The organism is Achromobacter deleyi (assembly GCF_902859705.1).
GTDB lineage: Bacteria > Pseudomonadota > Gammaproteobacteria > Burkholderiales > Burkholderiaceae_B > Achromobacter > Achromobacter deleyi.
On the sequence record NZ_CADIJO010000001.1, the window covers coordinates 339,557 to 352,611 of the forward strand.

Genomic DNA, 13,055 nt, shown 5'->3' on the forward strand with positions numbered 1-13,055 from the left:
GAACCCAAGAAGGCGGTTAGCTGATGAGTTGGAACTTTGCCCTGATCCTGTTTGTTCTGCTGGTGCTGACCGGCATCATCTGGGGACTCGATCTGGCCGTATTGCGGCGCGGCCGCGAACGCCGGGCCCAGGAAGCCATGGCGCAGTACGATGCGGCCCTGGCCGGCGGCGACGCACAGGAGGCCGAACGCCAGCGGCGCGAGGCCGGCGACAAGGCCCGCCGCGTGCCGTGGTGGATCGAATACGCGGTCAGCTTTTTCCCGGTGATCCTGTTCGTGTTCGTGCTGCGTTCGTTCGTGGTCGAGCCGTTCCGCATTCCGTCGGGTTCGATGCTGCCCACGCTGCAATCGGGCGACCTGATCCTGGTGAACAAGTTCAGCTATGGCCTGCGCCTGCCCGTCATCGACAAGAAGGTCGTCGATATTGGCAAGCCGCAGCGCGGCGACGTGTTCGTGTTCCGCTACCCCGTGGATCCGGACGTCGACTACATCAAGCGCGTGGTCGGCCTGCCGGGCGACGAAGTGGCCTACCTGGACAAAAAGCTGTACGTGAACGGCCAATTGGTGACGCATGTGCGCGACGGCGACTACTTCGAACCCGATCGTGTCTCGTATATTGCGCAATATAAAGAGAAATTGGGCGAAGTTAGTCACAATATCCTGCTCGATGAGAACAGGCCGCAGGAATATCGTCCACAGTACCAATTTCCGTCCCTGGGGAACTGCCAATATTCCCGCGATGGGGTACGCTGCAAAGTACCCGAGGGGCAATACTTCGCCATGGGCGATAATCGGGATAACAGCGCCGACAGTCGATACTGGGGTTTCGTACCTGAAGCCAATATCGTCGGGAAGGCCTTCTTCATCTGGATGAATTTCAGCGATCTCAGCCGGATCGGCCGGTTCAACTGATTATGTCGCTAGCCACGCTAGAAAACCGGCTGGATCACCACTTCGGTGATCCAGCATTGCTTGAACAGGCACTGACGCATCGTAGCCACGGTGCGCGCCACAACGAGCGGCTGGAATTCCTTGGGGATTCCGTGCTGAACTTCGTCGTCGCGGCGATGCTGTTCGAGCGTTATTCGAAAATCGACGAGGGCGACCTGTCGCGCCTGCGGGCCAACCTGGTCAAGCAGGCCTCGCTGGCCGATATCGCCCAGCGCCTGGAACTGTCGCAATACCTGCGCCTGGGCGAAGGTGAATTGAAAAGCGGCGGTTTCCGCCGTCCGTCGATCCTGGCGGACACGGTCGAGGCGCTGTTCGGCGCCGTGTTCCTGGATGCCGGCTTTGACGCCGCCCGCCGCGTGATCGTGCGCCAGTACCAGCCGGTGCTGGCCTCGGTCGACCCCAAGACCCTGGGCAAGGACGCCAAGACCTTGCTGCAGGAATTTCTGCAGGGCCGCAAGCTGGCCCTGCCCGTGTATACCGTGGTGGCCACGCATGGCGCGGCCCACAGCCAGCAGTTTGAAGTCGAGTGCGCCATTCCGGCGCTCGAAATCAAAGTGACGGCGCCTGGCGCCAGCCGCCGCGCCGCCGAGCAATCGGCGGCCAAGCTGGCCCTGGAAGCCGCGCTGGCCGTCAGCCCGGCGACCAAGGCTGCCCGCAAGTCGGGCAAGGCGCGCAAAACCGCGCAATTGTCGCTGCCCGTGGCAGTGTCCCAAGAGACTAAATGAGCGATACCCCTTTTCGTACCGGCTTCGTGGCCATCGTCGGCCGCCCCAATGTGGGCAAGTCCACGCTGACGAATGCCCTGATCGGTTCCAAGATTTCCATCGTGTCGCGCAAGGCGCAGACGACGCGTCACCGCATTCATGGCGTGCTGACGCGCGAGCACGAGCAGTTCGTGTTCGTCGATACGCCGGGGTTCCAGACGCGCCATGGCGGCGCGATGAACCGCATGATGAACCGCGTCGTGACGCAGGCCCTGGCCGACGTCGATGTGGTGGTGCACGTGGTCGAGGCCGGTAAATGGTCCGAGGGCGACGCCAAGCTGCTGCCGCTGTTGCCGTCGCCCGAGCGCACCATCCTGGTCGTCAGCAAGATCGACGCCCTGAAGAACCGCGACGAGCTGTTCGCCTTTGTCTCCAAGATCATGGCGCTGCACCCGTTCGGCGCCGTGGTGCCGGTCAGCGCTACCAAGAACCAGCAGCTGGATCAGCTGCTGCAGGAAATCGCGGCGCGCCTGCCGGAAGGCGAGGCGATGTTCGAAGAAGACACCCTGACCGACCGCCCGATGCGCTTCATCGCGGCCGAGCTGGTGCGCGAGAAGATCTTCCGCCTGGTGGGCGACGAACTGCCCTATGGCTGTACGGTCGTCATCGAGCAATGGGAAGAAACCGACAAGGGCGCGCGCATTGCCGCCTGCGTCGTCGTGGAGCGTGACAGCCACAAGCCCATTCTGCTGGGCACCGGCGGCATGCACATGAAACGCATCGCTTCCGAGGCGCGGCAGGACATCGCCAAGCTGCTGGACAAGCCGGTGCACCTTGAGATCTACATCAAGGTGCGCAAGGGCTGGTCCGACCGCGAGAGTGCGCTGCGCGATCTGGGCTATGAGTAAACGGGCGCCACGCGTCCAGGATCGCCCGGGATACATGCTGCACGCCACTGCGTGGCGTGAGACTTCCCTCATTGTTCAGACCTTCTCGCGCGACCACGGCTGTGTGGCCATGGTCGCCAAGGGCGCCAAGCGCCCGTATTCCGTCCTGCGCCCCGTGTTGTCGGCCTTTCAGCCCTTGCTGCTGTCCTGGACCGGCAACGGCGAAGTCAAGACGCTGACGCGCGCCGAAATCATGGGCGTGCGCGCCCTGAGCGGTACCGCGCTGATGTCGGCCTGGTACATGAACGAGCTGCTGCTGCGGCTGTTGCCTCGCGAAGACGCCCATCCCTTGCTGTTCGATGCCTACGATATGGCATTGCAGCAGCTCTCTGGCGGCACCCGCGCCGCCGGCGCCTTGCGCCGCTTCGAATGGACGCTGCTGCGCGAAACCGGCTATGGCGTGGACGAAGCCGAGCCCGATTTCGACGACCCGGTCATCGAGCCGGCCTTGCGCCGCGACCTGCGCGAGCGCCTGGCCGAGAACCTGGCCGGCCGGCCCCTGGCCACGCGCCGGGTGCTGATGGACCTGCAGCGCATCTGAGCCTGCGGCGCGTCCGGCCATGACCTTCACGCTCAAACAGGTCGAGACCTTTCGTACGGTATACGAAACCGAAAGCGTGACCGCCGCCGCCCGGCGCCTGGATGTATCGCCCGCCACCGTCAGCGCCACCCTGGCCGCCCTGGAAGCCAGCATCGAACTGCGCCTGTTCGAGCGCGTGCGCCAGCGCATGCTGCGCACCCCGGAAGCCACGTTGCTGTACGAGGAAATCCGGCGCCTGAATGTCGGTCTGGAAAGCCTGGGCAGGAAGATTCGCGCCATTCGCGGAGCGGCCCAGCCGCGGCTGCGCATCGGCTGCATCCATGCCTACAGCGGCGCGGTGGTCAGCGATGCCATCACGCGTTTTCGCCAGCGCTATCCCGATACGCCGCTGTACTTGCAGATCCGCGATTCGAATACGCTGCGCGACATGGTCGTGTCCGGCGAACTGGATCTGGCGACGGTGGCCGACGAGTCGGAACTGGAAGGCCTGCGCGGTCACCGGCTGGCCAGCTTGCGGGCCGTGGTGGTGTTTCCTGAAACCCATTCGCTGGCGCGTCTCGCGCAGGTCGGGTTTGCCCAGTTGGCCGACGTCGACATCATTGCTTTGAACACCGAGGATGCTTCGCGCCAGCGGCTGGATGCGCTGGTGCTGCAGGCCGGCGCGAGCCTGAAGATCGCCATCGAGACGCCGTATTCCGCGACCGTCTGCCAGTTGGCCCTGGATGGGCATGGCGTCGGCATTGCCAACCCCGCCACGGCGGTGAGCCTGGAAGCGGCGGGGTTGCGCCACCGGCCGCTGGCCGCGCCGGTGCATTTCGAATGCCACATGATCGTCCACGGCAGTCGGCCGCTGTCCGAAGCCGGCAAATTCTGGGCGACCTGTTTGCGGGCCGCCCTGGCGCCGCTGGTGGAACGCTATGGGGTCGCCCGCGGCTAGGTGCCGAACGCACCGGGCGTTGCGCCCGCTATCCGCATCAACCCCGGCGTCCGTCCGACGTCAGGATCAATACCACCGACGATTCCGCATCCAGTTGGCCCGCGCGCCGCAGCCGCGTCACCGCCGCCAGCGCCGCGGCCGACGACAATTCAGTGGCCAGGCCCAGGCGTTCCAGCCGTTGTTGGGCCTGCGCGGCCGCGGCATCCGAGACCTCGACCGGCGAGCCGCCCGAGCGCGACAGGGCTTGCAGCGATTGCAGGGTGGTGGTGCCGCCCGCGATCGAGTACTGGTCCGTGGCGCCTTCCCACAGGCTGCGGGCATCGCCCGTGGCCCGCGCCCGCGATAGCCGAGCGTAGGGTTCCACGGCGTGCAGCCGTGGCAATTGCGCGATCAGGCCGGCGTGCAGCAAGTGCTGCCAGCCCAGCAGGATGCCCCACAGCAGGTCGCCCCGGGCGGTCGGCACGATGATGTCCGTCGGCAGGCCGCAGGCATCGAAGATCTCGCGGGCGATGGGCTTGTAGCCTTCGACCCCATAAGCGTGGGTGCCGACGGGCGGATTGAGGTAGTTGGTGCCGGCGAAGGCGCCTTGATTGCGGCACAGGTCCGCCACAAACGGCCATCGCCCCAGGCTGTCGTCGAACGCCGTCAGGCGTGCGCCGAAGCGCTGCATGGCGTCGCGTTGCAAGGGCGGACAGTTGCGGGTGATGGCGATGTCCGCTTGCAGCCCGGCGGCCGCGCAGTAGGCCGCCAGCGAGACGCCGGCGTTGCCGCTGGAGGCGGCGGCCACGCGGGACGCCCCCGCCAGGCGGGCGCGCGACACGAGCTGGGCGGCCATGCGGTCCTTGTGGCTGCCGGTGGGGTTGGCGCTTTCGCATTTGAGCCACAATCGGCCGACGCCTTCGGCTTGCGCCAGGTGCGGGGCGTCCAGACACGGCGTGGCGCCTTCGCCCAACGTCACGGGATTGAGCACCGGCAAGGCCATTGCCTCATCGCCCGCCCCGGCGTCGTAGCGGCATTCCAGCGAGGCGGGGTGGCCGGCCTGCAGACAATGGGGGCAGCCTTCCGGGTAATCGGCGGGCGGCAGCAGGCTTTCGCAGCGAATGCAGCGCAGGCCGGACAAGCGGGGGTTCATCTGCATGGGGTCAGTACAGCGAGGCAAGGGAATCCAGGGGAAGGGCAGGCGCGACTTGCAGCAGGCAGTCGCCGTCGTCGCTGCGGGCGATGGCGCGCAGGCAGACGACGGTGCCTGCCTGCGGGCTGGGCAGGTTGCGCGACGCGAGGTCGGGCCGGGCCGGTTCGATGAGCTGGCCGATGGTCTGGCCGGCCGTCACGGTCTGGCCGAGGGCGACGCCGGGCACGAAGACGCCGCTGTCACGCGTACGCAAGGTGGCGGCCGGTGTATCCAGGTCGTAGAGCGACGGGGCGGGGTGGCGCGGCGCCGCGCTGGCCAGGAGGCCCAGCTCGGCCAGGCAGCCCAACAAGCCGTCGCGGCAATCTTCGACCAGTGTGCGGGTGGTTTCACGGCCGCCGCCGATTTCCGCGCTGAGCCGCAGCACGCCCAGGCGGCTGGCGGCCGCGGGCAGGGAGCCGGCTTCGGTGCCGCGAAAGAATACGCAATGGGGCAGGCCGAAGGCGCGCGCCAGCGCCGGCAGGCGTTCGTCGAATGCATCGTTGCCGTAGCGAGTGATGACCGATGAGGGCAGGTAACGCAGCGATGCGCCGCCGCTATGCACGTCGACCAGCGCCTGGATGTGAGGCAACAGCCGGGTTTCCAATGCGGCGGCCACGCTTTCCGTGTAGCCGCGCGCCGGTGCGCCCAGGAAGGCGCGATTGAGGTTGCCGCCGTCCGAGGGCGACAGACGGGTGCCGGCCAGCGACGCTTCGGCATTGGCGGCGGGCAGCAGATACACCGTGCCGCGTTGCAGGACGCCCGGCAGCAGATGCCACAGTTGCAGGATGGCGGCCTGGCCTTCCCATTCGTCGCCATGCACGCCGGCCATCAGGGCCACGGCGGGGCCGGGCCCCGCCTCGATCTTCAGCACGGGCAAGGTGATGCGCCGGTACGCCGACGTGTTGGTGGCGGCGGCGCAGGTGAAGTCTTCCCGGCTTACCTTGGCCATGGCGAGGCTCCCGTCGGCAGCGCGCGAGGCGTCAATCCAGCGTGGTGCCGGCGGCCTTGATGATGCTTTCCCATTTGGGCAGTTCCTTCTGAATCTGGATCTTCACGTCTTCGGGCGAGCCGCCCAGCGGTTCTTGTGATCGGCTGCGCAGTTCCTTGCTGACCGCGTCCGAACGCAGGGCGGTGTTCATCGCCGCGTTCAGTTTGGCAATCACCGCGGGGGGCGTGCCGGCGGGCGCTACCAGGGCGCTCCAGGCGGATTGCTCATAGTCGGGGTAGCCCTGTTCGGCCACCGTCGGTACGTCCGGATTGGAGGCGGCACGGCCCTTGGTGGTGACGGCCAGCGCGCGCAGGCGGCCGTCCTTCAGGTTGCCGATCAAGGGCGGCAGGTTCTCCATCATCGAATCCACATGCCTGCCCAGCAGGTCCGACAACTGGGCGGCGGTGGCCTTGTACGGAATCTGGCGCACGGCCGCACCGGTCTGGGCGATGAAGAGTTTGACGCCGACTTCGCTGGTGGTGCCGGGGTCGGCCGAGGTCATGGTCAGGCGGTCGGGCTGGGCGCGGCTGGCGGCGATGAAGCTTTTCAGGTCGCGGTACGGCGAGGCGGCGTTGACGACGATGACGTTGGGCGTTTCGGCGACCAGTCCGATGGGCGCAATGTCGCGGTCCAGGTCATAGAGCTGCTGCTTGAACAGATAGCGGTGCAGCACCAGCGTGCCCACGTGCGCATAGCCGATGGTGTAGCCGTCGGGCGCGGCGCGCACCAAGGCCTGGGTGCCGATGCGGCCTCCCGCGCCCACGCGGTTTTCCACCACCACCGGCTGCCCCAGTGTGCGGCTCATTTCCTGGCCGACCAGGCGGGCGGTGATGTCGGCGTTGCCGCCGGCTGCGGCGGGCACGATCAGGGTGATCGGGCGGGTGGGGTAATCGGCCAGCGCGGGCGGCGCGGTCAGGCAAAGCAACAGGGCGGCAAGGCTGGCGGTGCGTGTCATGACGATTCCCGGGACGTTAGGGGCATGCGCGATCGGAGGGTGCGATCAGGCTGCGCCATTGTGCGGCGGCCGCGCCGGGAACTCGTTCGGTTTATTGAGATGGATGTTTGGCTGAATCTAACGGTTGGGTGGGCCGGTCGGCGCGGCGCCCCAGCCCATAACCGAGCGCCGCAGCGGCCAACGCGCAGGCGGCGCCCAACAGGGCGATCAACGCCACGCCGTGGCCCAGGGCATCCACGCCGGCCTTGACCCAGCCGCTGGCGGCATCGCCCGCCCGGTACACGACGGTATCGATGACGTTCTTGGTCTTGTACTTGTCTTCAGGCGAGACCGCGGTGAACAGCATTTCCCGCCCTGGGCGGATCAAGGCATATTCGCCCACGCGGCGCAGGATCATGGCGCCCGCCAACACGGCGAACACGGGGTAGGCCGCCAGGGCCAGAAACGCCAGCACCATGGCCAACGGGACGGCGGTCATCAGGAACCGCACGCCCAGCCGGGCGGCCACCCGGCCAGTGATGAACAGCTGCGACAGCAGCGCCAGCGCCTGCACCGTGAAGTCCAGGGCCGAGAACACGCGGATGCGCTGGGCGGTGTCGGTGAACGCGCCAGCCACCAGCCGGGCCTGCTCCATGTAGAGAAAGGTATTGAGGGTGGCCAGCAGTACGACCAGCCCGGCGATGCCCAGCAGGTAGCGCGACTGGAACACGCGCGACAGGCCGGCGAGCACCGCGCCCGGGATGGGGCGCGCCATCTCGGCCGTGTCGGCGTCGGAATGTGTGGCGGCGCGCCAGCGCAGCAGCCAGCGCTTGAGCGGCAGCGTCGCGGCCAACAACAGGGCCGACAGCAGCAACAGGCCCGCCGGACCCAGCGCGCCGGCCAGCAGCCCGCCCAGCAGCGGGCCGCACAGTCCCCCCGCGCTGGCGCCTGCGGCGATCAGCGCGAACAGGCGCTTGGCCGAGTCCATGCGGAACACGTCGGCCATCAGGCTCCAGGCCAGCGACACCACGAACAGGTTGAAGACCGACAGCCAGACGTAGAAGCTGCGCGCCGCCCAGACGCTGTCGGGGCGCCAGTGGAACAGGGCGGCGTAGCCCGCCATCGTGGCGGCGAAGGCGGCATAGACCCAGGTCACCAGCGTGGCCCGCGGCACCCGGGCCGACAACCAGCCGAACAGCGGCACCACCGCCAGCATGGCAAGAAAGGTCGCGGTGAACAGCCATTGCAGCTGGTCCACGCCCGCCTGGATCCCCAGGGTTTCGCGGATCGGCCGCAGCATGAAATAGCCGCAGAAAAGAAAAAAGAAGAACGCGAAACCGCAGGCGGCCGCGGCCAGTTCGTCGGCGCGGATGCCGAGCGCTTGCGCTGCCCGATGGCGCCAGGGGCCGGGAAGGGCGGGCATGGCGTCAGGCCAGCAGGGCGGCGATGCGTTCGCGTTGAGCGTCGTTCGCCAGCGGCCCAAAGCCGGCCAGCACGTTGTCGGCCATATTGGCCGGCTTGGAGGTGGCGGGGATGACGGCGGTGACGGCGGGGTGGCTGATGACGAACTTCAGGAACAACTGGGCCCAGGAGCCGCAACCGATTTCCGCGGCCCATTCAGGCAAGGGCCGGCCCTTGACCTGGCGAAACAGGGCGCCGTCCTGGAACGGGCGGTTGATCAGCACGGCCACGCCGTTCGCCAGGCAGGCCGGCAGCAGGCGCTTTTCGGCGTGGCGCGCGCCGATCGACAGGTTGATCTGCAGGAAGTCGGGCTTTTCTCGCTCGACCAGGTTGGTGAGTTCGTCGTGGGCGTAGTCGGTGTAATGGGTGATGCCGAGGTAGCGCGTCACGCCCTGTTGTTTCAGGTCACGCAGCAACGCGAGCTGGTTGCGGGTGTCGATCAGGTTGTGCACCTGGATCAGGTCCAGCTTGTCGGTCTTGAGGGCGCGCTGCGAATGCTCGATCTGGCGCCTGGCCGCCTCATGCCCCTGGGTGCTGATCTTGGTGGCCAGGAAGACCTGGCGGCGCATGTCCGGCTTGCGCGTCACCAGCTCGCCGGTGACGGCCTCGGCCTGGCCGTAGCTGGGAGCGGTGTCGATCAGCCTGCCGCCCGCCTCGAGCAGCGTGTCCAGCACCTGGGCCAACGGCGCCATGGCGGCCGCATCCGACGGTGGCACATTGAAGGTATCGGCCGTGCCCAGACCTATGGCCGGCAGCATTTCGCCGGACGACCAGATCTCGCGAACCCGCATGGGGCGCTTGGTGCTCAGGGCGTGGGCCGCCCACGGCTGGGCCATCAAGGGAGCGCAGGCGGCAGCCTGCAGGAAGCGGCGGCGGTCGGACATGGCAAGCTCCAATGAAAAAGGGCCTGCACGTTTCATGCAGGCCCTTGTTTGCCGACAGGCGGTACGCGATTACTCGCGGTTGCCGCCGAAGATGCCGAGCAGCATCAGCAGGTTCGAGAAGACGTTGTAGACGTCCAGGTAGATGGCCAGCGTGGCGGAAACGTAGTTCGTTTCGCCGCCGTTCACGACGCGTTGCAGGTCAACCAGCATGAACGCCGAGAAGATGACGATGGCCAGCACCGAGATGGTCAGCATCAGGGCAGGCAGCTGCAGGAAGATGTTGGCCAGGGCGGCAACCAGGATGACGACCGCGCCGATGAACAGGAATTTCTGCAGGCCGGACAGATCGCGCTTGATGGTGGTGGCCAGGGTGGCCATGGTGCCGAACACGATCGCGGTGCCGCCGAAGGCCGTCATGACCAGCTGCGAGCCGTTGCTGAAGCCCATCACGAAGCCGAGCAGGCGCGACAGCATCACGCCCATGAAGAACGTGAAGGCCAGCAGCAGGACCACGCCCAGCGAGTTGTTCTTGTTTTTCTCGATGGCGAACATCATGCCGAACGCGCCCACCAGGAACACGATGGCGGACAGGCCGGGGCTGGCGCCCATGACCCGGTTGATGCCCGTGTACAGGCCGACGGCCGCGCCGAGCACGGTCGGGATCAGCGACAGCGCCAGGAGCCAATAGGTGTTGCGCAGCACCTGGTTGCGCGCGACCTCGCCCGGCGCGCCGGCGATGGTGCCGGAACGGTTAAAAGGGGACGGACGATATTCGTTCATGGAGGACTCCTGTGTACGGCAGAAATTGATTTGCCTAGAAGGCTTAGATGCCAAGGATACCTTACAGTTCCCTGAAGAATCCAGTTTTTGGAGGAATTAGGACAGGTGGAGGGCAGTGTAGACCCGTAATGGGGGCGGAAGGCCAAATTTCAACCGGGGCGTACGTCTTGCAGGACCCGGGCCACGATGCGAGGCAGTTCTTCGTCCATGCGCGCCTGGATCTGTTCGATGGCGTCGGCCAGGGCCAGGCGCATGGCCTGTTCGACTTCCGCCTGCAGGCGGGCGGCCAGCACGGCGGCCTGCGGCGGCACGGTGGCCTCGGACGCGGCTGCGGATGCCTCTGCGGGCTGGCTTGCCGCCTGCATGACGGGGGCGGCATCCGGCGCCGCAGGCAGGTCGGCTGCTTCGGTCAGCAGCGGGAAATCGTCTGATTCGGCGGTGTCGGTCAATACCGGGAAGTCGTCCGCGGGCCAGTCGTGCAAGCCGGAGGACTCGGCCACGTCGGTCAACATCGGAAACGCATCGTCAGCATAAGCCCGTGCGCCGCCGTGCGCCACCTCGGTCAATACGGGGGCGTCGGGGGCGCCAGCAGATGGCGACAGGGTGGGTTCGGCCCGCTGGGTCAGGGTAGGAATGCCGGGGTCGGTGGGGTGGGGCATGGGGGCTCCCGAGGGAGAAGCGCCGCCGGGCAGGGCGGCGCGGGTGTACGGACGGTCAGTTGCCGGCCTGTTGCCGGCTCAGGTCGTGGCTTTGCGGCGTGTGGCCCGCCCCGACGTAGGTGCGCCAGCGCTGGCGGGCGGCTTGCTTGTCGTCGGGGTCGTCCGAGACGATTTCAAGCAAGCGCTCGAAAGCGTCAAAGCCGGGCGGGCAGTCGTCGTCCAGGTTCAGCAGCCAGGGCGGGGCCTGGCCTTCAGCCGAGGGCTGCATGGCCTGGCCTGGATCGCCGGCGGTCAGCACGACCGGCGTTTCGGCCGCCAGGGGATCGTTGGCCAGCACGTGCGGCACGAATGACGTGTCGTCGAACGCCCACAGCATGCGGTCGAAGGCGGTCAGCCGCGAGCCTTCCTTACAGTACACCACCAGCCGCTGGCCTGCCAGGTAGCGCTTGCGCACGACCTGGCAGGCCATGCGCAAGCGGTCGGGCGCGCCGAAGGCGAAGTCGATGCGCGTCATGCCGGGTTCCGTCGCAGGCCGATCAAGCCTGGTCCAGCAGGAACTGCATCAGGAGCGGCACGGGACGGCCCGTGGCGCCCTTGTCCTTGCCGCTTTTCCAGGCGGTGCCGGCGATGTCCAGGTGGGCCCAGCGGTACGACTTGGTGAAGCGCGACAGGAAGCAGGCGGCCGTGACGGCGCCGGCCGGGGGGCCGCCGATGTTGGCCAGGTCGGCGAAGTTGGACTTCAGCTGTTCCTGGTAGGCGTCGTCCATGGGCATGCGCCATGCGGTGTCCAGCGACTGGCGGCCGGCGGCCGTCAGGGCGTCGGACAGGGCGTCGTCCTTGGTGAACAGGCCCGTGTTGACGTGGCCCAGGGCCACGACGCAGGCGCCGGTGAGGGTGGCGATGTCGATGACGGTGGACGGCTTGAAGCGTTCGGCGTAGGTCAGGGCATCGCACAGCACCAGGCGGCCTTCGGCGTCGGTGTTCAGGATTTCGATGGTCAGGCCAGCCATGCTGGTGACCACGTCGCCCGGCTTGTTGGCCGTGCCGCTGGGCAGGTTTTCGCAGGCCGGGATCAGGCCGACCACGTCCAGCGGCAATTCCAGTTCGGCCAGGGCGCGGAACGAACCGAGCACGCTGGCGGCGCCGCACATGTCGTACTTCATTTCGTCCATCGTGGCGGCGGGCTTGAGCGAGATACCGCCGGCATCGAAGGTGATGCCCTTGCCGACCAGCACGATCGGGCCTTGCGCGGCCTTGGCGCCCTTCTTGGCGGCCGGCTTGCCGGCATGGCGCAGGACGATGAAGCGCAGGGCTTCTTCGGAACCGCGGGCCACCGACAGGAACGAACCCATGCCCAGGGCCTCGACCTGCTTCTTGTCCAGCACTTCGACCTTGATGGACTTGAACTCGCGGGCCAGCTTCTTGGCGGTTTCGCCCAGGTAGGTGGGGGTGCAGATGTTGCCGGGCAGGTTACCCAGCGTGCGGGTCAGTTCCATGCCGTTGGCGATGGCGGCGCCTTCGCGCAGGCCCTTCTGGGCCTGGCTGGCGTCGGCGCGTTCGACGATCTGGACGATCTTCTTGAGCTTGGGGCGGGCGTCGCGGTCGGGTTTGCCGAAGCTGGCGTCGTAGTGATAGGTGGCGCTGCCGGCCGCGATGGCGGCGCTGCGGGCGCGGGCGATGACGGCCACGTCCGGGATCGGGTTGGCGGCCAGGGTCGAGACGCCCTCGGTCAGTTGGGCGGACACGCAGGCGGCGGCAAAGGCCTGTTCGGCCGATGCGTGGGCGCGGGCCGAATATTCGTCCTGCTTGCCCAGGCCCACCAGGACCACGCGCTGGGCGGTCACGCCCGGCAGCGAGCGCAGCACCAGGGTGGAGCCGGCGCGGCCGCGGAATTCGGTTTTGGCGACGGCGCGCACGGCGCCGTTGGAGGCCCGGTCGATCAGGTCGGCGGCGGGGCTCAACACGCCGTCGGCAAAGACCCCGACCGCCAGCGCGGCGGTTTTGATCTGGTGCAGGGAAGCGGTGGTCTGTGTGCTAAATTCCATGAGGGTTTCCCGTGTGCGTCTGTATGATGCGGTCGATTATCCCGCATATTCTCC

General features: G+C 67.3%; 14 protein-coding genes. 5 read left to right on the forward strand and 9 right to left on the reverse strand.

Features of this window, described 5'->3' with window-relative positions:
* Positions 1-23 precede the first annotated feature (23 nt).
* From lepB to HV798_RS01490, 5 genes are read left to right on the forward strand one after another with little or no spacing between them, the layout of a single operon-like run.
* On the forward strand, positions 24-911 hold the full coding sequence (lepB, locus tag HV798_RS01470) for a signal peptidase I (protein ID WP_175191032.1): 888 nt from the start codon (positions 24-26) through the stop codon (positions 909-911).
* 2 nt (positions 912-913) lie between these two features.
* Entirely contained in the window at positions 914-1,675 is a 762-nt protein-coding gene (rnc, locus tag HV798_RS01475) for a ribonuclease III (protein WP_029953720.1), read from the forward strand.
* On the forward strand, positions 1,672-2,562 hold the full coding sequence (gene era, locus HV798_RS01480) for a GTPase Era (protein WP_025137140.1): 891 nt from the start codon (positions 1,672-1,674) through the stop codon (positions 2,560-2,562). Before rnc ends, era begins: the two co-directional genes overlap by 4 nt.
* Positions 2,555-3,142 (forward strand): DNA repair protein RecO, encoded by a 588-nt coding sequence (gene recO / locus HV798_RS01485; protein ID WP_025137141.1) that lies wholly within the window; start codon positions 2,555-2,557, stop codon positions 3,140-3,142. Before era ends, recO begins: the two co-directional genes overlap by 8 nt.
* Before the next feature lie 19 nt (positions 3,143-3,161).
* Positions 3,162-4,079: a LysR family transcriptional regulator gene (locus tag HV798_RS01490; protein ID WP_175191033.1), complete on the forward strand. Its 918-nt coding sequence runs from the start codon at positions 3,162-3,164 to the stop codon at positions 4,077-4,079.
* 37 nt (positions 4,080-4,116) lie between these two features.
* Here HV798_RS01490 and HV798_RS01495 read toward each other — a convergent pair whose 3' ends face one another.
* The 9 genes from HV798_RS01495 to HV798_RS01535 all read right to left on the reverse strand — a co-directional run bounded on the left by HV798_RS01495 (position 4,117) and on the right by HV798_RS01535 (position 13,001).
* Positions 4,117-5,217 (reverse strand): pyridoxal-phosphate dependent enzyme, encoded by a 1,101-nt coding sequence (locus tag HV798_RS01495; RefSeq protein WP_175191034.1) that lies wholly within the window; start codon positions 5,215-5,217, stop codon positions 4,117-4,119.
* A gap of 4 nt (positions 5,218-5,221) precedes the next feature.
* Complete coding sequence (locus tag HV798_RS01500) at positions 5,222-6,199, reverse strand: M14 family metallopeptidase (RefSeq protein ID WP_175191035.1); 978 nt, start codon at positions 6,197-6,199, stop codon at positions 5,222-5,224.
* Between the two features lie 31 nt (positions 6,200-6,230).
* Positions 6,231-7,193, reverse strand: coding sequence for a Bug family tripartite tricarboxylate transporter substrate binding protein (locus HV798_RS01505; protein ID WP_175191036.1), 963 nt, complete (start codon positions 7,191-7,193; stop codon positions 6,231-6,233).
* 91 nt (positions 7,194-7,284) lie between these two features.
* Positions 7,285-8,595: an NTP/NDP exchange transporter gene (locus HV798_RS01510; RefSeq protein WP_175191037.1), complete on the reverse strand. Its 1,311-nt coding sequence runs from the start codon at positions 8,593-8,595 to the stop codon at positions 7,285-7,287.
* A 4-nt stretch (positions 8,596-8,599) separates the two neighbouring features.
* Positions 8,600-9,517 carry an aldo/keto reductase gene (locus HV798_RS01515; RefSeq protein WP_175216322.1) on the reverse strand — a complete coding sequence of 306 codons (918 nt, stop codon included), beginning with the start codon at positions 9,515-9,517 and terminating at the stop codon, positions 8,600-8,602.
* A gap of 69 nt (positions 9,518-9,586) precedes the next feature.
* Entirely contained in the window at positions 9,587-10,297 is a 711-nt protein-coding gene (locus HV798_RS01520; protein WP_025137148.1) for a Bax inhibitor-1/YccA family protein, read from the reverse strand.
* A gap of 149 nt (positions 10,298-10,446) precedes the next feature.
* Positions 10,447-10,956: a hypothetical protein gene (locus HV798_RS01525; RefSeq protein WP_175191039.1), complete on the reverse strand. Its 510-nt coding sequence runs from the start codon at positions 10,954-10,956 to the stop codon at positions 10,447-10,449.
* Between the two features lie 55 nt (positions 10,957-11,011).
* A complete protein-coding gene (locus tag HV798_RS01530; RefSeq protein WP_175191040.1) occupies positions 11,012-11,470 on the reverse strand; it encodes a DNA polymerase III subunit chi in 459 nt (152 codons plus the stop codon).
* Positions 11,471-11,492: 22 nt separating this feature from the next.
* On the reverse strand, positions 11,493-13,001 hold the full coding sequence (locus tag HV798_RS01535; RefSeq protein ID WP_175191041.1) for a leucyl aminopeptidase: 1,509 nt from the start codon (positions 12,999-13,001) through the stop codon (positions 11,493-11,495).
* Positions 13,002-13,055: the final 54 nt, after the last annotated feature.

What these genes read in the sequence shown, in the direction of transcription:
- lepB (WP_175191032.1), top strand. Translation starts at nt 24, where the DNA reads ATGAGTTGGAACTTTGCCCTGATCCTGTTTGTTCTGCTGGTGCTGACC.
- rnc (WP_029953720.1), top strand. Translation starts at nt 914, where the DNA reads ATGTCGCTAGCCACGCTAGAAAACCGGCTGGATCACCACTTCGGTGAT.
- era (WP_025137140.1), top strand. Translation starts at nt 1,672, where the DNA reads ATGAGCGATACCCCTTTTCGTACCGGCTTCGTGGCCATCGTCGGCCGC.
- recO (WP_025137141.1), top strand. Translation starts at nt 2,555, where the DNA reads ATGAGTAAACGGGCGCCACGCGTCCAGGATCGCCCGGGATACATGCTG.
- HV798_RS01490 (WP_175191033.1), top strand. Translation starts at nt 3,162, where the DNA reads ATGACCTTCACGCTCAAACAGGTCGAGACCTTTCGTACGGTATACGAA.
- HV798_RS01495 (WP_175191034.1), bottom strand. Translation starts at nt 5,217, where the DNA reads ATGCAGATGAACCCCCGCTTGTCCGGCCTGCGCTGCATTCGCTGCGAA.
- HV798_RS01500 (WP_175191035.1), bottom strand. Translation starts at nt 6,199, where the DNA reads ATGGCCAAGGTAAGCCGGGAAGACTTCACCTGCGCCGCCGCCACCAAC.
- HV798_RS01505 (WP_175191036.1), bottom strand. Translation starts at nt 7,193, where the DNA reads ATGACACGCACCGCCAGCCTTGCCGCCCTGTTGCTTTGCCTGACCGCG.
- HV798_RS01510 (WP_175191037.1), bottom strand. Translation starts at nt 8,595, where the DNA reads ATGCCCGCCCTTCCCGGCCCCTGGCGCCATCGGGCAGCGCAAGCGCTC.
- HV798_RS01515 (WP_175216322.1), bottom strand. Translation starts at nt 9,517, where the DNA reads ATGTCCGACCGCCGCCGCTTCCTGCAGGCTGCCGCCTGCGCTCCCTTG.
- HV798_RS01520 (WP_025137148.1), bottom strand. Translation starts at nt 10,297, where the DNA reads ATGAACGAATATCGTCCGTCCCCTTTTAACCGTTCCGGCACCATCGCC.
- HV798_RS01525 (WP_175191039.1), bottom strand. Translation starts at nt 10,956, where the DNA reads ATGCCCCACCCCACCGACCCCGGCATTCCTACCCTGACCCAGCGGGCC.
- HV798_RS01530 (WP_175191040.1), bottom strand. Translation starts at nt 11,470, where the DNA reads ATGACGCGCATCGACTTCGCCTTCGGCGCGCCCGACCGCTTGCGCATG.
- HV798_RS01535 (WP_175191041.1), bottom strand. Translation starts at nt 13,001, where the DNA reads ATGGAATTTAGCACACAGACCACCGCTTCCCTGCACCAGATCAAAACC.